16 protein-coding genes are annotated in these 18,305 nt (G+C 67.8%); 9 read left to right on the forward strand and 7 right to left on the reverse strand.

Going from position 1 to position 18,305, the window contains the following annotated elements; genetic code table 11:
- Nucleotides 1-7: 7 nt before the first annotated feature.
- The 5 genes from AAHM44_RS17870 to AAHM44_RS17890 form a co-directional block, all read right to left on the reverse strand.
- Nucleotides 8-1,210 carry an XrtA/PEP-CTERM system-associated ATPase gene (locus AAHM44_RS17870; RefSeq protein ID WP_342250823.1) on the reverse strand — a complete coding sequence of 401 codons (1,203 nt, stop codon included), beginning with the start codon at nucleotides 1,208-1,210 and terminating at the stop codon, nucleotides 8-10.
- Between the two features lie 16 nt (nucleotides 1,211-1,226).
- Entirely contained in the window at nucleotides 1,227-2,822 is a 1,596-nt protein-coding gene (locus AAHM44_RS17875) for a hypothetical protein (RefSeq protein WP_342250824.1), read from the reverse strand.
- Nucleotides 2,819-3,661: an AAA family ATPase gene (locus AAHM44_RS17880; RefSeq protein ID WP_342250825.1), complete on the reverse strand. Its 843-nt coding sequence runs from the start codon at nucleotides 3,659-3,661 to the stop codon at nucleotides 2,819-2,821. The genes AAHM44_RS17875 and AAHM44_RS17880 overlap by 4 nt, the downstream gene beginning before the upstream one ends.
- 337 nt (nucleotides 3,662-3,998) lie before the next feature.
- Entirely contained in the window at nucleotides 3,999-5,513 is a 1,515-nt protein-coding gene (locus tag AAHM44_RS17885) for an XrtA system polysaccharide chain length determinant (RefSeq protein ID WP_269574861.1), read from the reverse strand.
- 10 nt (nucleotides 5,514-5,523) lie between these two features.
- Entirely contained in the window at nucleotides 5,524-6,120 is a 597-nt protein-coding gene (locus AAHM44_RS17890; RefSeq protein WP_409372633.1) for an XrtA/PEP-CTERM system exopolysaccharide export protein, read from the reverse strand.
- A 294-nt stretch (nucleotides 6,121-6,414) separates the two neighbouring features.
- On the opposite strand from AAHM44_RS17890, the gene AAHM44_RS17895 reads away from it, so the two are divergent.
- Both AAHM44_RS17895 and AAHM44_RS17900 read left to right on the forward strand, forming a co-directional pair.
- On the forward strand, nucleotides 6,415-7,107 hold the full coding sequence (locus AAHM44_RS17895; RefSeq protein WP_342250826.1) for a hypothetical protein: 693 nt from the start codon (nucleotides 6,415-6,417) through the stop codon (nucleotides 7,105-7,107).
- Nucleotides 7,108-7,283: 176 nt separating this feature from the next.
- Nucleotides 7,284-9,695 (forward strand): TonB-dependent receptor plug domain-containing protein, encoded by a 2,412-nt coding sequence (locus AAHM44_RS17900; protein ID WP_342250827.1) that lies wholly within the window; start codon nucleotides 7,284-7,286, stop codon nucleotides 9,693-9,695.
- Between the two features lie 52 nt (nucleotides 9,696-9,747).
- On the opposite strand, the gene AAHM44_RS17905 is transcribed toward AAHM44_RS17900, so the two are convergent.
- Both AAHM44_RS17905 and AAHM44_RS17910 read right to left on the reverse strand, forming a co-directional pair.
- Nucleotides 9,748-10,557, reverse strand: a complete 810-nt coding sequence (locus tag AAHM44_RS17905; protein WP_342250828.1) for a hypothetical protein — start codon at nucleotides 10,555-10,557, stop codon at nucleotides 9,748-9,750.
- 53 nt (nucleotides 10,558-10,610) lie between these two features.
- Nucleotides 10,611-11,723: a DUF1624 domain-containing protein gene (locus AAHM44_RS17910; RefSeq protein ID WP_342250829.1), complete on the reverse strand. Its 1,113-nt coding sequence runs from the start codon at nucleotides 11,721-11,723 to the stop codon at nucleotides 10,611-10,613.
- A 119-nt stretch (nucleotides 11,724-11,842) separates the two neighbouring features.
- Here AAHM44_RS17910 and AAHM44_RS17915 point away from each other — a divergent pair, with 119 nt between their 5' ends.
- The 7 genes from AAHM44_RS17915 (at nucleotide 11,843) to rnk (ending at nucleotide 18,205) form a co-directional block, all read left to right on the forward strand.
- Complete coding sequence (locus tag AAHM44_RS17915) at nucleotides 11,843-13,915, forward strand: TonB-dependent siderophore receptor (protein WP_342250830.1); 2,073 nt, start codon at nucleotides 11,843-11,845, stop codon at nucleotides 13,913-13,915.
- Between the two features lie 258 nt (nucleotides 13,916-14,173).
- Nucleotides 14,174-14,407, forward strand: a complete 234-nt coding sequence (locus AAHM44_RS17920) for a hypothetical protein (protein WP_184167549.1) — start codon at nucleotides 14,174-14,176, stop codon at nucleotides 14,405-14,407.
- Complete coding sequence (locus AAHM44_RS17925; RefSeq protein ID WP_342250831.1) at nucleotides 14,404-15,618, forward strand: radical SAM/SPASM domain-containing protein; 1,215 nt, start codon at nucleotides 14,404-14,406, stop codon at nucleotides 15,616-15,618. Before AAHM44_RS17920 ends, AAHM44_RS17925 begins: the two co-directional genes overlap by 4 nt.
- Nucleotides 15,611-15,814: a hypothetical protein gene (locus tag AAHM44_RS17930; RefSeq protein ID WP_269574853.1), complete on the forward strand. Its 204-nt coding sequence runs from the start codon at nucleotides 15,611-15,613 to the stop codon at nucleotides 15,812-15,814. Before AAHM44_RS17925 ends, AAHM44_RS17930 begins: the two co-directional genes overlap by 8 nt.
- A 31-nt stretch (nucleotides 15,815-15,845) precedes the next feature.
- Nucleotides 15,846-16,403 carry a helix-turn-helix domain-containing protein gene (locus tag AAHM44_RS17935; RefSeq protein ID WP_269574852.1) on the forward strand — a complete coding sequence of 186 codons (558 nt, stop codon included), beginning with the start codon at nucleotides 15,846-15,848 and terminating at the stop codon, nucleotides 16,401-16,403.
- 43 nt (nucleotides 16,404-16,446) lie between these two features.
- A complete protein-coding gene (locus AAHM44_RS17940; protein WP_342250832.1) occupies nucleotides 16,447-17,604 on the forward strand; it encodes an MFS transporter in 1,158 nt (385 codons plus the stop codon).
- A gap of 211 nt (nucleotides 17,605-17,815) precedes the next feature.
- Nucleotides 17,816-18,205, forward strand: coding sequence for a nucleoside diphosphate kinase regulator (rnk, locus tag AAHM44_RS17945; RefSeq protein WP_342250833.1), 390 nt, complete (start codon nucleotides 17,816-17,818; stop codon nucleotides 18,203-18,205).
- Nucleotides 18,206-18,305: the final 100 nt, after the last annotated feature.

An 18,305-nucleotide genomic window follows, 5' to 3' on the forward strand; every position in this document is an offset into this window, starting at 1 on the left:
ATCGCGATCAGGCCACGTTCCCGCGCACGGCCGACAGGTCAGGGCGGCGGCCCTGCGCATCGCCCTGCTCGACCCAGTCGACCAGCAGACCCAGCACGCGGCGCAGCGCCTCGTCCTGGTCGCGCAGCTGCGCCTCCAGGTCGGTGATCCGGCGCTGGAGCGTGTCGTCGGCAACCGGCGCCACCGGAGCCGGTGCCGTGAAGACCGGGCGCAGCGGCACCGGGTCGGTGGGATGCGGCGGCGGCACCGGCGCACCCATCCCCATCGGCGCGACATCGGTCAGCTCATAGGGTTCCGGCTCGGCCACCGGCGCAACCGGCGGGGAGGCGAAGGCCTCGACCGGCGGCGGCGCGAAGGCAGCCGGCGTCGCGATCGGCGCCGGGCGATAGGTGGAGAGCGGCGTATCCTGGTTGAGGTCGGCGATCACCGCCGCCAGCTCGTTCGCGCCGAACGTCTCCATCTCCTCGACCGCACCGAACAGCAGCACGCGGCTGGCGAGCTGGTTGATCCGGCGCGGCGAGCCGCCCGACCAGCGATGGATCGCCGCCACCGCGTCATTGGTGAAGCGCGGCTTGCCGCGCCAGCCGACACAGGACAGGCGGTGGATCAGGTAGGGCTCGACTTCGTCGGCCTGCATCGGATCGAGATGATGCATCGCGATCACGCGCTGGCGCAGCTGCTCGAGCCGCGGATCGCTGAGGGTCACGCGGAACTCCGGCTGGCCGAGCAGGAAGATCTGCAGCAGCGGATAGCCGCCGGCCTGGAAGTTGGAGAGCATGCGCAGCTCCTCCAGGCTCTCGATCGGCAGCGACTGCGCCTCGTCGACCACGACGAGCGTTCGCCGCCCGGTACGCGCCACCGCATGCAGCCCGCGCTCGATCTCGCCCAGCATCTCGGCCTTGTTCAGCCCCGAGCTGTCGATCCCCAGCCCCTGGCAGACGAAGCGCAGCAGGTCCTCGGGGCGCAGCTGGGTCGAGACGATCTTGATGACATTCAGCCGCTCGCGGTCGATCTCACCGAGCAGGTGACCCATCAGCGTGGTCTTGCCCACGCCGGGATCGCCGGTGATCACGACAAAGCCTTCGCCCTGACTCAGCCCATAGCCGAGATAGGCCATCGCCTTGCGGTGCGTCGCCGTGTCGAACCAGAATTTCGGATCGGGGGTCAGCTGGAAGGGCCGGCCGGTCAATCCATAGTGATCGTCGTACATGTTCCCGTCCCGACCCTTAGAAGCCGTAGCGCAGGCCCAGCAGCGCCTGTGCGCTGGCCGAGCTTTCGCCATCCCGCTCGAACCCGAAGATGCCCGTCGAAAGCGTGGCACCGAGTCGTCCGAAGCGATGGGTATAGGCGGCATTCGCTCCCCAACCGTAAATGCCGTCGTTCCCCGGGATGTCGCTGTTGTAATAGCTGCCCAGCACGCTGCCCTGGAGCGAGCCGTTCGCGCCGACATCGGTCGAGGCGAAGAGCTGGCCATAGATGGTCGTGTCGCTGGTGCCGTTGGTGGTGAAGCCGGTGCCGCCGGTCGGCGCGATGAAGTCGCGCTTGGCATAGCCGCCGCCGATGCCGAAGCGGGTGCCGCCACGGCCCATCACCGCCACGCCGGTCACGCCGCGTGCGCGATAGGCGGAGGTGGTGGCGGAAGCGAGCACAGCGTTCATGCAGCCACCTGTCGCCGCGCTGGTCGTCCCGTAGATGCAGCCCTGGAACTGGTTACCGAACGGATCGGTACTGCTCGCGATGCTGGTCGGCAGGTTGGAGAGCCCGCCGTTCAGCTGCTGGCCGAAGGTCTGCACCGTGTCATAGACGCCGATCTGGATGCCGCTGCCCGGGGTCGGCTGGTAGCTGAGCGAGCCGGTATAGCTCATCGAGCCGTAACGCCGGCCCACGCGCGCCTCGAAGAAGGTGCGGCGGCTCGGCTTCCAGATCACGCCGGCATCCCAGAACACGCCGTCCAGGTCATAGGCGATGCGGCGCGGTGAGTTGGGATCGGTGCGGAAGCGCCCTGCCCCGTCGAGCACCGGCTGGCCGGCGCCGTTGAGCAGCGCGTCGCGCTGGCTGATCTTGATCTGCTCGTAGCCGACGCCGCCCGCGAGCGCGAGGCCGCGCATGATCGGCAGCACCACGTCGCCGCGGCCCCACTTCCCTTCGAAGCGCTGGTCGAGCTGGCCGGCGTCCTCGCGCGTGTACGAGCCGCTTACCGTGATGCCGACGGGCAGCACCGTGCCCGACTTCACGCCGACGCTGGCGGTCGCCACATGCACCTTTGAATCGTCATAGTAATCGAGCCGCGACTGGCCGGCGGCCAATCCGGTCGAACCCGGCGCTTCCACCTTCGTATAGCCGAAGCGGTAGGCACCGTTGACGAACATCGGCCCCAGATGCGTTGCGAGGTTCGGGCCGACATAGGCCGAGAAGACCTGTGCCGAGTTGCTGAAATTGCCGACATTGCTGGTCTGCACGTCACCGCGGACGTCCGAACGGGTGCGCGTGGCGATGCCGCCCGCCTCGATCGACAGGCCCGGCGCCACCGCCGCCTTCACGGTCGCGAGGCCGCTATGCGTGTGATCGTTGTTGAGCTTGTTCTGATAGTCGAACCGGTGCTCGTAGCGATAGCTCACCTGCACCTCGACGCGGCGGGACTGCACCTGCGCATCGATGCCGGCGCCAAGCGTCGAGTAGGTCAGCACGTCGCCGCCGTTCAGATCGGCCGCGACCACCTGGCTCGCTTCGACATAGGGCGTGATCCGGGCGCGCTGGGCGCTCGCCGGCGTGATGGCGGTGGCGGCCAGCAGCGCCGCACCGGTAACGACAAGCCGCTTCACCGGCTTTCCTCCCCATATTCGTAATAGCTGCCAAACCGGCGGCCGCCGGGCTGGAACGAGACGGAATTGAGCACGAGCTGGATATGCTCGCAGGCATCCAGCGTGTTGACAGCCTGGCGCAGGTCGCCCTCGCTGGTCTTGTCCGCGCGCACGACGAGCATCACCTGCCCGACATGCAGCGCCAGCACCGAAGCGGGCGACGCCGCGAGCGCGGGCGGCGAATCGAAGATCACAATGCGGCGCGGATTGGCCTCGGCCAGCCCGTCGATCACCGCACGCGCGCGATCACTGGCCAGCAGCTCGGTATCGCTGATCGAGCGGGCACCGGCCGGCAGCACCGAAAGCTGCGGCACATCGGTATCGATGATGCAGTCCTCGACATTGGCCACCGAACCGGCGAGCACATCGAGCAGACCCGGACCGTTCGGCAGGCCAAGCCGCGGCAGCACGTCAGGCTTCGGGAAATCGGCATCGACCAGCAGCACCTCGACGTCACGCTCGGTCGCCATCGAGAGCGCAAGGTTGATCGCGCAGAAGGTCTTGCCCTCGTTCGGCTGGGCCGAGCAGACCAGGATCATCCGGGCGCGGTCGGCGGCCTTGACGGTATCCTTGGCGGCAACGGCGCGCGCGGTGAGCAGCAACTGGCGCTTCACCATGCGGAATTCTTCCGCCAGCGGCGTGATCGGCCCACCGGGGATCAGCATCCCGCCCTGTTCGAGAACGCCCCGATCGATCGAGGCGACGCGATCGCGCGTACGGGCGGTCGAAATCTGCGGCTCGGAGACCGCGCTCTCGGCATTTGCGTCTGCGCCCCGGCGAAGGCCGGGGCCCAGGATCACGGGCGACTCGCTGCCGGGCTCGGGACCCCGGCTTTCGCCGGGGACCGGCTGTGCCTGGAGCACTGGCTCGGGAGCAACAACAACGGGCCCAGCAACCGGCGCAGGCGCGGGCGCCACGACCGGAGCCGGCACAAGAACAGGAGCCTCAACTCGCGGCTGCGGCGCAGGCGCGGGCGATGGAGCCTCTGCACGCGGCGCCTCAACCCGCGGCTTCGGCGCAGCCTTGGAAACCGGTGCGGGTGGCACGTCCTCGATCGGCGCGGGCGCATAATGGAAGCCCTGCGCGGCGCGCTCGAGCAACGATCCCTTCAGGCGGCGGGGCGTATGGTCATTCATCTCAGGCTCCCATGCCCCGCTGAAGGAACTCGACCCCGATCAGCCCGACATAGGCAACGCCGAGCGCTGCGACGCCGCCTGCGAACAGGGTCAGCTTCTTGCGGCGCATCGCGGTCTGCGCCGCGGTCACCACTTCGCCGATCGATCCGATCACCGGCATGCCGCTCGCCTTTTCCAGCTTGGCGGCGGTCGGGAAGGTCGCGGTCAGCTTGCCCAGCGCAAACGCGAAGGCCACGCCCGCGCCCAGCCCGGCGATCAGCACGCCGGTCAGCAACAACGGACGATTGGGCGAGGTCGGCGCGCGCGGCTGGGTCGGCGGATCGACGACGTTGAACTTGTCGGCGTCGGCGACATTCTGCGCCTGGCTCGAAATCTTCATCTGCTCGCGCTGGGCGAGCAGCTGGTCATATTGGGTCTTGAGCACCTGGTACTGGCGCTCGATCTCGCCCTGCTCGGCCGCGACGCCCGGCGCTTCCGCCATCTTGGCGCTCAGCGCGTTCAGATCGCCTTCGATCTGCGCCTTGCGCTGGACGAGCGCGGCAACCGTCGCCTGCTTGTCCGCCCGCATCGACTGCAGGCCGATATAGACCGGATTGGAAGCCCCCGCCGACGCACCACTCACCACCGGCTCGCGCGAAGCGGCGGACTGCGCCGCCGCCAGCTGGTTCTTGAGCGCGATCATGTCCGGATGGCTATCGGTATAGCCCTTGGCCCGCGCATCGGCGATCTGGCCCTGGATCGCCTGCAGCCGCGCCCGTGCCGGCCCGGCGACCGCGCCGCCGCCCGAACCCGCGATGTTCGCCGGCGTGCCCGCCATTTGGGCATTGACCACGTTGAGACCCGATTGCGCCGCCGCCAGGTCGCCCTGGATCTGCGCCAGCTGCGTCCGCGCGGCCGAGACGCGATCCTCGATCGATCCCGTGCCCGGCAGCGAGCCGAGGAACTTCGCCTGGAAGTCGGCACGCTTGCTGTCCGCGTCCTGCAGCTGCTTCTGCCGCTCGGCGAGCTGCTGGTCCATGAAGTCGAGCGACTGGCTCGACTGGTCGCGATTGTCGGAAAGGTTGGTCTCGACGAAGATGTCGATCAGCTTCTGGGCGATCTGCTTGGCGAGCTTGCCGCTCTGCGTCGTCACCGTGATCTCGAACAGATTGTCCTGCTGCGCGGTCAGCTTGATCGCCGCCTGCAGCCCGGCCACGCGGTCCGCCACGTCGCGGTCGGTCGCCACCGTCCGCGCCAGGTCGGTGCCACGCACCACCTTCTCCAGGTTCACTGCGCTGGTCAGCGTCTGGCGGATCCGGTCAAGGTCCTTCTGCTGGTTGAGCGCGGTCGTCCCGTCGGTCGGGATGATCTGGCGCAGCTGCACGAAGATGCGCGCGCGCGATTCATATTTGTTCGGCATCTGCGACACGACCAGCCAGCCGGCCAGGCAGATGCACCACGCCACCGCCAGCGCAATCCAGCGCCGTTGCCAGACCGCGTGCAGTGCGCCGCGCAGTTCTTCGTAGAGGTTCCCCACCCGCGCTACCTCAGAACATGCTCTTGGGAATGATGATCACGTCGCCCGGTTCGAGCTTGACGTTGGCCTTGATGTCGCCGCCCAGCAGGGCACCAAGGCGCAGCTTGTATTCGGTCTGCTTGCCGGTCTGCCGGTCGTAGCGCACCAGCCGCGCGCGATTGCCCGATGCGAACTCGCTGAGCCCGCCCACCGCGATCATCGCGTCGAGCGCGGTCATGTTGGCGCGATACGGGATCGAGGCTGGCTTCTCGGTCGCACCGACGACGCGGATCTGCTGGCTGTAGGTGCCGTTGAAATTCTCGACGATCACCGAGACGATCGGATCCTTGATATACTCGCTGAGCGCGTATTTCAGGTCGTCGGCGAGCATCGCGGGGGTCTTGCCCACCGCCGGCATGTCGCTGATCAGCGGCACGGTGATCCGGCCGTCGGGGCGCACCTGCACCTTCGAGGACAGCTCGGGGTTGCGCCACACGAATACCTGGAGCTGGTCCATCGGGCCGATGACATATTCCTCGCTCGGCACCTCGCGCTCCGCCACCGCGGCCGCGGGCGGCAGTTCCGGACGGCCCCCGCCGCCACCGCACGCGGCAAGCGCAGCCGCCATGCCGAGAGCCAGAACAGTCCTGCCGAAACCGATGAAACGCATACCGAGCTCCTTTTCCTGCCGGGCCGAAAGCCGCCGACGTCTCGACAGCAACCCGCGCAGGATCAGGGTCAGCTATGCGCTTGAGAGGTAAATATCGGGTTAGGGGTCGGGCGTGCGCAATCGATTCATCCCGATTGCGCACGCGTTCCGGGGCGGGACAGCGATGCCGGTCGCAGCCAGGTCATCGCCAGTCGCCCCGTGCTGGCGGCTCGCGAGCCTGCCCGGCACCGCCGAATTATCGGGAGGAACCACATGAAGATTCGGCAATCGCTTTTCCACGCATCGCTGGCGATCACCATCGCCGCCTTTGCGGGGCAACCGGCGCATGCCCAGACCGCCACGCCCGGCTTCGGCACCGACAAGCGCGCGCCAAAGGGAACCCCCTTCACGCTGCCGGCCGGCATCGAGCTCGCTGGCCCGCTGTTCCCCGCCGATGACGACGGCAATTGCCCCAGGGCGCGGACGGCAACCGTCGGCAGCGGCCTCATGGTCCGGCGCTGCGTGCCGGTCCGCAACCGCACCGGCGCCCCCGTCACCGTGATTTTCCCCGCCGGCCTGGTCATCGTCAGCGCATCGGAAGGCTTCCAGAACGGCCTGCTGGTCGAGCAGCAGGTACTGAGGATCCCGCCGACCACCAATGGCGGTCCCGGCCGCCTGCTCGACGAGAAGGGCAAGCCGACCGACATCGTCAATATCCCGCTGCACGTCTATTGCCTCAACAAGGACCGCGAAATTCCCGAGGGCGGCGGCCAATATGCGTTCGGGCCGGTCAGCCAGCATGCCGGCCTTGCCGAGCTCTACGCCTTCACGGCGGACAAGGATTTCAAGGGCGACGGCCAGCGCGTCGAGGTGCTGCAGGAAGTGGTCTGGGAGGTCATCAGGACCGGACGCTTCACTGCCAAGGATCGCGCAGACCTCCTGCGCGGCTATGTCGCCGACGCATAGGAGCCGCGCCGCGGTATCGCGGAACCAATCACGCGGACGGGCGTTATCGGACCGAGTGTGTTGCTATCACGCAACACCGCGAAAACCCGCTTTTGCCTTCGCCAAGCTTTCCTTTGTACCAATTCCCATCAGATTGGTGTGAATTCTGCTCACCATAAGAAAAGGTGGGCCATCACATGCGTTTCCGTACATCCTCGCTCCTCGCCATCGCCACCACGCTGGCGGTCGCCGCCCCTCCCGCCTTCGCGCAGGACACCACGCCCACCGCGGAACCGCAGGCCGAACCGGCAGCGCCGGCCGAAGACACCCAGATCGTCGTCACCGGCACCCGCGCTCAGGGCCGTTCGCGGCTCGACACCGCCTCGCCGGTCGATGTGCTGAGCGGCACCGCGCTGCGCAACCAGGGTACGACCGAGCTTGGCGCGGCGCTGTCCACAGTCGCGCCCTCGATCGACTTCCCGCGCCCCTCGGCGGTCGACGGCACCGACGCGATCCGCCCCGCCACGCTGCGCGGCCTCTCGCCGGACCAGACGCTCGTCCTGATCAACGGCGTGCGCGCCAATGCCTCGGCACTGCTCAACATCAACGGCTCGGTTGGCCGCGGCTCGGCCGCCGTCGATCTCAACACCATTCCCGCCACCGCGCTCGAGCGGATCGAAGTGCTGCGTGACGGCGCCTCGGCCCAGTACGGCTCGGACGCGATCGCCGGCGTGATCAACGTGCGCCTGCGCGAGGCCCGCTCGGGCGGCGGCGTCACCGCCACCTATGGCTTCTACGCCACCGACATCGACACTGCTCGCGGCAGCCGCTCGGTCACCGGCGAGCCGACCTTCACCGCTTCGGCCTGGCAGGGCCTCGGCTTCGGCAATGACGGCTATGTCACCCTCTCGGGCGAATATACCAAGCGCGAGCCGACCAACCGCGCCGACTTCGATCCGCGCGTCACCCCCACCCGCGTCACCGGCCGCTTCGGCGATCCCGAGGTCGAGCAGTATACCGGCTATATCAACGCCGGCACCGGCATCGGCGACAACTGGAAGCTCTATGGCTGGTTCGGCTATCAGGACCGCGACAGCCGCAGCGCCGCCTTCCCCCGCCTCGCCAGCGCCGCCACCGCGGTCTCGGGCATCTACCCGAACGGCTTCCTGCCGATCATCAACACCAAGTCGACCAACGCCAACGGCGCGCTCGGCCTCAAGGGCGACCTGGCCGGCTGGAACGTCGACCTCAACGTCGCGTACGGCCGCAACAAGATCGCCTATTACACCCGCAACTCCGCGAACTACGCGTACGGCAACGCCTCGCCGACCAATTTCTACGACGGCGCGCTGATCTATGACCAGTGGGTCGCCGGGCTCGACGTGTCGCGCAGCTTCGACGTGTTCCAGTCGCTCAATGTCGCCTTCGGCGTCGAAGGCCGCCGCGAGGGCTTCAAGATCACCCCGGGCGAGCAGGCCTCCTATGGCTACCCGACGGGCGTCACCACCGGCACCCCGGGCGCGCAGGGCTTTGGCGGCTTCTCGCCGGCCAATGCGATCGAGCGCGGCCGCAAGAACGTGTCGGGCTATATCGACCTCGAAGCCCAGGTCACCGACAAGTTCCTGGTCGGCCTCGCCGGCCGCGCCGAGCACTATACCGATTTCGGCGACACCGGCACCGGCAAGGTCTCGCTGCGCTATGACGTCACGCCCTGGTTCGCGCTGCGCGGCACTGCCTCCACCGGCTTCCGCGCGCCGAGCCTCCAGCAGCAATACTTCACCTCGGTCGCCTCGGTGATCCAGAACGGCAACCCGATCCTCACCGGCACCTTCCCGTCGGTCAGCCCGGTCGCCACCGCACTCGGCGGCCTGCCGCTCGAGCCGGAGCGCTCGACCAACCTGTCGCTCGGCACCGTGATCCGCTCGGGCGGGTTCGACCTCACCGTCGACGCCTATCAGATCCGCCTGCGCAACCAGCTCGCGCTGTCGGAGAACATCGCATCGAGCTTCAGCCCCCAGGTCGCCACGCTGCTCGCGCCCTACAACGTCTCGGCCGCGCGCTTCTTCATCAATGGCCTGCGCTCGCGCGTCCGCGGCGTCGATGTCGTCGCACACTACAAGCTGCGCGCCGACGATGCCGGCACCTTCGACTTCACCCTGGCCGGCAATTTCAACCAGACGAAACTCGACCGCAGCTCGATCCCGACCTCGACCGGCGCGATCAACCCGGCGCCGACCCTGTTCGCCCGCAGCCGCATCTACTCGATCGAGCAGGGCACGCCGGGCGAGAAGCTCACCGGCACGATCGACTGGTCGCTCGACAAGCTCGCGATCACCGCGCGCGCCAGCTATTACGGCAACGTCATCCAGCCGGGCACCACGCCGGCGGCGGACATCTACACCGGCAAGCACACGATCGCCGACCTCGAGCTGCGCTACCAGGCACTCAAGGGCGCCCAGTTCGCGCTCGGCGTGAACAACCTGTTCGACGAATATCCCGACTACACGATCGCCGCGAACAACAGCACCGGCGTGGTCGGCTTCCCCTATTACTCGCCCTTCGGCTTCGGCGGACGCTACATCTACGCCCGCATCGGCCTGAGCTGGTAACCGCCTTTCCCTGCCTGGGAGCGGCGATCCCCCGCCGCTCCCATTTTTCTTCTTACGGATTCGACGAACCCCGCTGGCTTCCCGAAACGGCGGGTACGGCCGCTGTCACAGGGACACCTAGATCATAGGTAACATCGAAGCGGCGATCGGCTTCGCGGTGCCAGGTCAGACTGGGTGGATGCGACGGCCCTGAGCCGTCGTCATATATCTTGCAGCCATCCCGACGGCACATCCATGCGGTGCCGCCAGGTGACGTGAATCCGACGGTAATACGCTTTGCTTCCGGCAGCAGATATGCCGCCGGCCTGACCTCATCCGGTCCCAATTGCAGAGGTATTCGCGACGCGTGAACATTTCCCACAAGGATCAATGTCAGACCGTCCGTCTCGCGAGATATCGCCATCAGCCGTTCCGCCATCACGACATTACGGTCCCGGGCGTCCGATCCATCTGCTGCCTTGTCGAAGGCACGTAGCGCGGCGACTTTGTGCTCCTTGTGCAGCACTCGCAGACGTTCGAGCATGCGCAAAAAGGCCACGCTGGTAAAACCCGCCTGATCCTTGAAATGCCATTCCGGTGCCGACAACAACGCCGCCTTGGCGCGTTCCCCGCCATCGGAGTCCAACCACGCGTTCAGGATGGGCTGTGTTTCCACCGGCCATTCTATCACGACTGTGATCGGCCCTCGCTTCACCGCCGCCAGACACACGAGGTTCGCAAAGGCATCAGGCATCTCGTTGGTGCCATGCATCTCTCCGAAAAATACCCAGCGCGTTTCGGGCGAAGCCCAAAGCGTATCTGTATTCTCCAGCGGCGTGCAGGCTGACATCGCCAACGCAGTTGCCACCAACATGGCGATCATAAGCAGCGAACCTTCGATCTACTTGCTCTTCCTTTGCACCACATAGGTCAAACCTACAAATACCGCATCCACCACGTCCCGCTCGCCCGCTTCACGCCGCCGAACCACCGGCACGCGAACCAGCACGGCACCGCCACCACCGCCGCCAGCAGCCACAGGCTCGCGACATTGGGCAGCGTCGCCAGCCCATCCGCCCCAGTAGCCAGCGCCGCGATCCGGTTGATCGCGTGGAGCAGATAGAGGTGCAGGATGTAGAAGAACAACGGCGCCGCCCCGAACACCGCCAGCACCGCGACCGGCCGCGCAGGCAACCTCTCCAGCGCCGCCAGCAGCAACGCACCGACACCCAAAGTCAGCAGCAGGAAGTCGGCCGAAGGCGGGTATTTGGTCAGGTTGAGGAAGCCCATGACCGTATGCAGCCCGTCGCTGCCCACCTGCCACGGCGTCGGGTCGCCATAGACGTTCACCGCCCGCAGCAAGACAAATCCGAGCAGCGCCACCGCCCCGCTCACCACCAGCGTCCGCAGCCGCCAGCCCTGCTCCACGCCCCGCGCAAACCACGGTCCGATCGCGTAACCCAGCGCGATCACCCCGATCCACGGCAGCAGCGGATAGGAGGTGCGCACATCGCCGCCCCAGGGCAGCTGCAGCAGCGTGCGCTCGTGCAGCACCGACCACAGCATATGCAGCGGCTCACCCGGCGCGACATGCACCCCGTCCAAAAGGTTATGCCCAAGCACGAGTACAAGCCCCACCGTGATCAGCGCCCATCGCGGCAAATGCGCCAGCGCCGCCAGTGCCAGCATCGAAAGCCCGATCACCCAGATCACCTGCAGGAAGAACCGGTCCGGCAGCAGCTCGAAGCTCCAGGCGAAGCTCACCACCGTCAGCTCCAGCGCCACCAGGAACAGCCCACGCTTCCACAGGAAGTCCGAAGCCGCCCGCGCCCCGCCGCGCGGCGCCGCATAGAGCCACGCCCCTACCCCGGTCAGCAGCACGAAGATCGGCGCGCAGAGATGCGCCGACAGTCGGGTGAAGAACAGCGCCGGCGTGGTCGCCTCCACATCCATCGGGTCGCTCACCGGCACGTAGCGGAAGAAGAACTCGCGGGTGTGGTCGACCAGCATCAGCAGGATCACCAGCCCGCGCAGCGCATCGATCGACACGATCCGCGCGGGTTTCCCGGCTGCATGAGGAAATGTTTCGGCACCAGGCTTCAGGGTTGACAGCATCGGCTTCCTTTCGTCACATGCGATGTTACATCATCACCTGAAAGGCAAGCCCCTTGTTCCGACATCTTCCGGCGGCCGCGCTGCTTTCGCCGCTGCTCTTCTGCACCTTCCCCGCCTTTGCCGAGCCGGAAAAGGAGGAGCCTGTCGTCGAGGACGGCCAGGAGATCGTCGTGCTCGGCACCCGCCGCACCGGCGCCGATCCGACCCTTTCTTCGGGCCCGGTCACCGAGCGCATGTCGCAGTCGAGCCGCTCGATCGAGCGCGACCTGCTCGTCGCCGCCGGCACCTATCGCCTGTCAGACGCGCTCGAGCTGGTCAGCGGCGTCAGCAACCAGAACAACCGCGGCGGCTTCCTCGACAATTTCGCGATCCGGGGCTTCCTGGGCACCCCCGATGGCGGCGCCGAATATTATGTCGACGGCTTCCTCGCCAATCGCGGCATGGGCCCGCCCCGCGATCCCTCCACTGTCGAGCGGATCGAGCTGCTCAAGGGTCCGGCCGGCGCGCTGTTCGGCGACATCGATCCCGGCGGCCGGGTCAACATCGTCAGCAAGACGCCCGGCTTCACCCCCGCCGCAAGCGCGGTGCTCACCTATGGCTCGTTCAACACCCGCCGGGTCGAGCTTGACGCCAACATGCCGATCTCGCGCACCCTGGCCGGCCGCATCGTCGTGGCGGGGGAAGACAGCGATGGCTGGCGCGATCATGTCACACTCAGCCGCCGCACCGTCGCGCCTTCGCTCACCTGGCGCCCGAGCGACAGCTTCCGCCTCACCTATGTCGGCGAGATCACCCGCTTCGACGCACCCTTCGATCGCGGCATCCCGGCATTGAACGGCGATGCCAACGCCCTGCCCCGCTCCCGTTTCTATGGCGAGCCGAATGACGGCGTCACCCGCTTCCGCAATGAGCGCCACCAGCTCACGGCGCTCGCCGATCTCGGCGACAGCTGGAGCCTCAACGCCGGCATCGCCTGGCGCACCGGCTCGCTCAAGGGCTTCTCCTCCGATCAGTCGCGCCTGGTCGGCGGCACCACCCTCTGGCGCCAGCGTCGCTCACGCGATTTCGTGGTGGACGATCTCTCCGCCCGCATCGAGCTGTCGGGCCAGGCCGGCGCGCATCGCCTCAGCTTCGGCGCCAAGGGCTATGTCCTCGACTATGCCGAGCGCTGGATGCGTCGTAACCCGACCGCGGCCGCGCCCTATGCGATCGACATCTTCAACCCCGTCTATGGCGGCACTCCGCCGGTGCTGCTCCCCTTCACCAACAATCACGAGAAGCGCTGGTCCGGCACGCTCTATGCGCAGGATATGTGGGAGGTGAGCGACAGGCTCACGCTGACCGGCGGCGTCCGCCTCGACGCCTATCGCCAGCGCATCCACAACAACAACACCGGCGCCACCGGCCGCGCGGTCGACCAGCCGGTCAATTTCCGCGCGGGCGCCCGCTACAAGCTCGACGAGCGTTTCGCGCTGCATGCGAACTGGGGCGAAAGCTTCCTGCTGAATTCCGGCACCGATCGCTTCGGCCAGGGCTTCGCGCCCGAGCGCGGCAAGGGCTATGAGCTCGGCGTCACCGGCGCCTGGACCGGGATCGACCTCGCGGTCACCTGGTTCGACATCCGCAAGCAGGGCATCCTCACCAACGATCCCACCGATCCGAACTTCCTCGCCCCCGTCGGCAACCTGCGCAGCCGCGGGATCGAGGCGGATGCGTCGATCAGGCTCGCCCCGCACTGGCAGATCGTCGCCAACTATGCCTGGACGCATGCCCGCACCGACGACGCCAGCTTCGCCACCGATCGCGTGCTCGACGTGCCCGAGCATGCCGGCACGCTCTTCGTTCTCGGCCGCTTTCAGGATGCCGAGGGCCGCGGCCTCTCGCTCAGCGCCGGCGCCAGCTACATGGGCGACCGCGCCGGCGCGATCGACGGCAGCGGCCTGGTCCTGCCCGACTATGTGAAGGCCAAGGCGGCAGTCGAATACGCCTTCTCGCCGGCGCTCAGCCTGCGCCTGGAGGCCGACAACCTGTTCGACGCCCGCTACGCGCAAAGCTCGTACAGCCCGGTCTGGATCTTCCCCGGCGCGCCGCGCACCGTCCGCGCCTCGTTGCGGATCGCGCTCTGAACACCCTTGCCCCGGGGTGCGCCAGGCACCCCGGGATATGCAGAGCACCGCGCAAATATCTATGCCCGCACGAATTCCCCCACGGCGTCGGATAATGGTATTCCTGAAATTAATCCGAATACAATCCGAAATGGATTTATAATCATCATCAATTCCAAAGCACATCAATTCAACTAAACTTGTAGTCACTTCCAAACAACTTGCGAATCCGGTACGTTTTCCTTGCGACTCGACGTCGCTTTATACGGGAGACGGCTTATGGCAATTCCCAAGATACAGCGCGAAGCGCTGACTCTCGAACGACTCCACCTTCTGCTTGATCCGGGCCGGGTCTATTACCGTCCGGTCGTCTTCGACATTCTCGAAAGAGCCAATGCCGCGGAACTCAAGGCGCTGATCACCGGCGCGAAGGAGCTGAAGGCGGAGTACAAGGATCTCGACGGCATCATCCATGCCGCCGAAGGCGTGCTGCGAAAGGCTACCGCCAAGTGACCGGGGCGCGGACAAGCGAAACCCTGCCTGTCCGCTATTCCGGTCTCGACGACATAATGGGCCGCATCCCGGTCAGCGTGGTCTGGGAGATCACGCTGGCTTGTGATCTCGCCTGCCAGCATTGCGGCTCGCGCGCCGGCCGCCGCCGCCGCGACGAGCTCTCCACCGCCGAGGCGCTCGACCTGGTCGAGCAGATCGCCGAGCTCGGCGCGCGCAGCGTCGGGCTGATCGGCGGCGAGGCCTATCTCCGCAAGGACTGGCTCCAGATCATCGCCGCGATCCGCGCCACCGGCATGGAGTGCGACCTGCAGACCGGCGGGCGCAACCTCAGCGAGGATCGCGTCGCCCAGGCCGCCGCCGCCGGGCTCAACGCGGTCGGCATCTCGATCGACGGCATCGGCGCCACCCATGATCGCCTGCGCGGCGTGATCGGCTCGTTCGAGATGGCGCTGGCGGCGATGCGCCATGTCCGCGCGCACGGGCTGGAAGTCGGGGTGAACACCCAGATCAACGCCCTCACCCTCGCCCAGCTGCCCGAGCTGATGGACATCATCATCGAAGCCGGCTGCCGCAACTGGCAGCTGGCCATCACCACCGCGATGGGCAATGCCGCCGATCATCCGGAGATGCTGCTCCAGCCCTGGCAGATGCTCGAAGTGATGCCGCTGCTCGCCGATCTCGCCGCCAAGGGGCGCGAGCGCGGCCTCTTCCTCCAGCCCGCCAGCAATATCGGCTATTTCGGCCCGCACGAAAGCGCGCTGCGCAACGTGATGAACGAGGAGATCCATTTCCACGGCTGCAATGCCGGCGACACGGTGATGGGGATCGAAGCGGACGGCACGATCAAGTCCTGCCCCGGCCTGCCCAGCCCCTATGCCGGCGGCAATGTCCGCGAGCGCCGCCTGCGCGACATCTGGGAGAATGCCGAGCCGATGGCGTTCAACCGCCGCCGCACGCTCGACGATCTCTGGGGCTATTGCCGGGGCTGCTATTATGCCGAGACCTGCATGGCCGGCTGCACCTGGACCGCGCACGCGCTGATGGGCCGCGCCGGCAACAACCCGATGTGCCACCACCGCGCGCTCGACTTCCAGTCGCGCGGCCTGCGCGAGCGACTGGTCAAGGTGAAGGACGCCGAGGGCCGCTCCTTCGATCATGGCGAGTTCGAGATCGTCGTGGAGGCCCTTGCCGAAGTTCCGGTCCATGCCTGAACCCGGCCGCATCCCGGTGCCGCTGCGCCTCTGCCGCGGCTGCCAGCATTTCGTCCGCATCGAGAACGCCGCCTGCGACTTCTGCGGCGGCGACCTCGCCGCGCTGGAGGCGGCGCACCAGCTGCGCAGCGCCGAGGTGCAGGACATGATCGCCAGGCTGCAGGCGGCCCTCAGCGGCACCGCGTCCGCGCATTGACCTGCCGCCCGGCCGGCCTATCTTCCCCGCCATGCTGCACGATCTCCCCGTGGGCAGGGCCCTGCGCCGCTTCCGCATCCTCAACGGGATCAAGCAGGGTCATGTCGCCGAGCACCTGGCGGTGACCCAGGCCAGCGTGTCGCGCTGGGAAAGCGGCATGCACGAGCCCGAGCCGGCGATGCGCGAACGCATCCTCGCGATGATCGCCGCCAATGCCGGCAATGACGCCGACGCCGCGCTCAAGCGCCTGATCGAGACCTCGCGCGCGCCCGTCCACCTCGTCTGCGACGCCACCCACCGCCTGCTGGCCGCCTCGCCCGCCCGGACCCAGGGCTGGGGAAGCAGCGCCGATGCGTTCCTCAACCGCTCGCTCTGGTCCTTCGCGAGTCCCGAGATCATCGCCGCCGAGGAAAGCCTTGCCGATCGCGGCTGGTATGATCGCCCGTTCCAGCGGCTCGAGTTCCACACCGGCCATAACGACAGCGCGGTGATCGCGGTGCTGCCCAGCCTGATGCGCTGGGAGACGGTGCCGCTCGCCGACGGCCGGATCGGCCGCATCACCACCACGATCGCTTCCGACCCCGTATAATCTATTCGTGGCCATCGCCGGCGCCCGTCCCTAGCAGGGCGGCATGCGTACCCCCTGGCCCCGAATCCTGATCCTCTGGCTGGTCGGCATCCTCGCCGCCGCGCAGCTCGCCAAGATTTCCGCGATCGCGCCGATCCTGCGCGAGGGCTTCCACCTCTCGCTCCCCCAGATCGCCCTGCTGATCTCGCTGCTCGAAGTCGGTGGCGGGCTGTTCGGCTTCGTCGCCGGCCTCGGCCTCGCCCGCTTCGGCATGCGCGCCTTCCTGCTCGCCGGCGGTGCCACCCTCGCCGCCGCCAGCCTTGTCGAGGCGATCGCCCCCGGCCCCGCCCTCCTGTTCGCCGCCCGCGCGGTGGAAGGCGTCGGCTATCTGCTGATGGTCATCGTCTGCCCCACCGCGATCGCCGCCATTGCCACCGACGAGAGCCGCGGCCGCGCGCTCGCCTTGTGGAGCACTTTCGTCCCCGTCGGCCTCGCGCTCGGCAGCGCGGTCACTGCCTCGCTGGTCACGCTGGCGGGCCCGCGCGGGGTGATGCTCGCCTGGGCGGTGGCGCTTGCCGGCATCACCGTGCTGCTCACCCGCTTCCCCCTCCCCGGCGCCAGCGGCAGGCGGATCACCCTGCCCGCCCCCGCCGCCTGGGTCTCCACCTTTGCCTTCGGGCTCTACACGCTGTTCGTCTGCGCGCTGCTGATGCTGCTGCCGAGCTTCCTGGTCGAGCGCAGCGGCGCCCCGATCGAGCAGGTCGGGCTGGTCACCGCGCTCGCCTCGCTCGCCGCGCTGCCGGGCTCCGCCGCCGCGATGTGGCTGATGCGCGGCGGGCAGCTCGGCCGCCGGCGGATGATGCTGGTCTCCACCCTCGCCCTGCTCGCCACCCTGCCTTTGGTCTTCTGGCTCTACCAGGCCGGCGGCGCGAGCCTGACCACGAGCGCCATCCTCGCCATCGCCGCCACGCTGGTCAGCGGCCTCGTCCCGCCGCTGATGTTCGCCCGCCTGCCCGCCCAGTCCGGCGCGACCACGCCCGACGATCCCCGCATCGCCGCCGCCAACGGCCTCATCACCCAGTTCGGCGCCGGTGGCGCGCTGCTCGGGCCGCCGCTGGCCGGCATGGTCGTCGCCGTCTGGGGCTGGCCCGCGCTCGGGATCGCGATGATCGGGCTGGTGCTGGCGATGCTCGCCTGCCTGCTGCTCGCCGAAAGCCTCTGACCTGGTTTGACAAGCCGCACCCCGGCGGCCATCCTCGCAGCATGACCGCTCGCGCACCCATGCTGCGATACCGCGTCCATGCGGGACAGCTCCTGGCAGGCATCTAGCCCCGGGTTCTCCTCAGGCATGTCCCGGGAGGCCCGGGGCCAAGCAGCGCGCCGTCGTTAGGCGCCCCGGCGGTAAGGCCGCCTTTGCCTGGGAGTTCCAGAACATGAGCAAGACCCGCAAGGCGGCCAGCCGGCCGCCGATCGACATGATCGATTCCGAAGCCGAGCGCCTCGCCGGCCTGGCGCTCAGCGTCGCCCGCCGCTTCCCGGCGGTCAGTGCGCTGCTGCTGCGCGAAACCGAGCGCGCCCGCCTGCACAGCGCCGCCGCCATCTCGCCCGACACGGTGACGATGGGCGCCACGGTGGAGTTCGTCGACGACAGCAACGGCAAGCCCCGCACCGTCACCCTGGTCTATCCGCCGGATGCGGACATCGCCCAGGGCCGGATCTCGATCCTCACCCCTGTCGGTGCCGCCCTGATCGGCCTGCGCACCGGCCAGTCGATCCTCTGGCCCGACCGCTATCTCACGGTGCTGGGGGTGCAACGGGCCTGAAAATCCTGCCCTTCCCCCTGGTGGCAGGGGATAGACGAATATCGGGACACCCAAAGGCCGGCCCATTCACCCATCGGTTCCCCGGGGGGGGGGCCGGGGG

It is taken from the genome of Sphingomonas sp. OTU376 (genome assembly GCF_038440415.1).
GTDB classification, from domain to species: domain Bacteria; phylum Pseudomonadota; class Alphaproteobacteria; order Sphingomonadales; family Sphingomonadaceae; genus Sphingomonas; species Sphingomonas kyeonggiensis_A.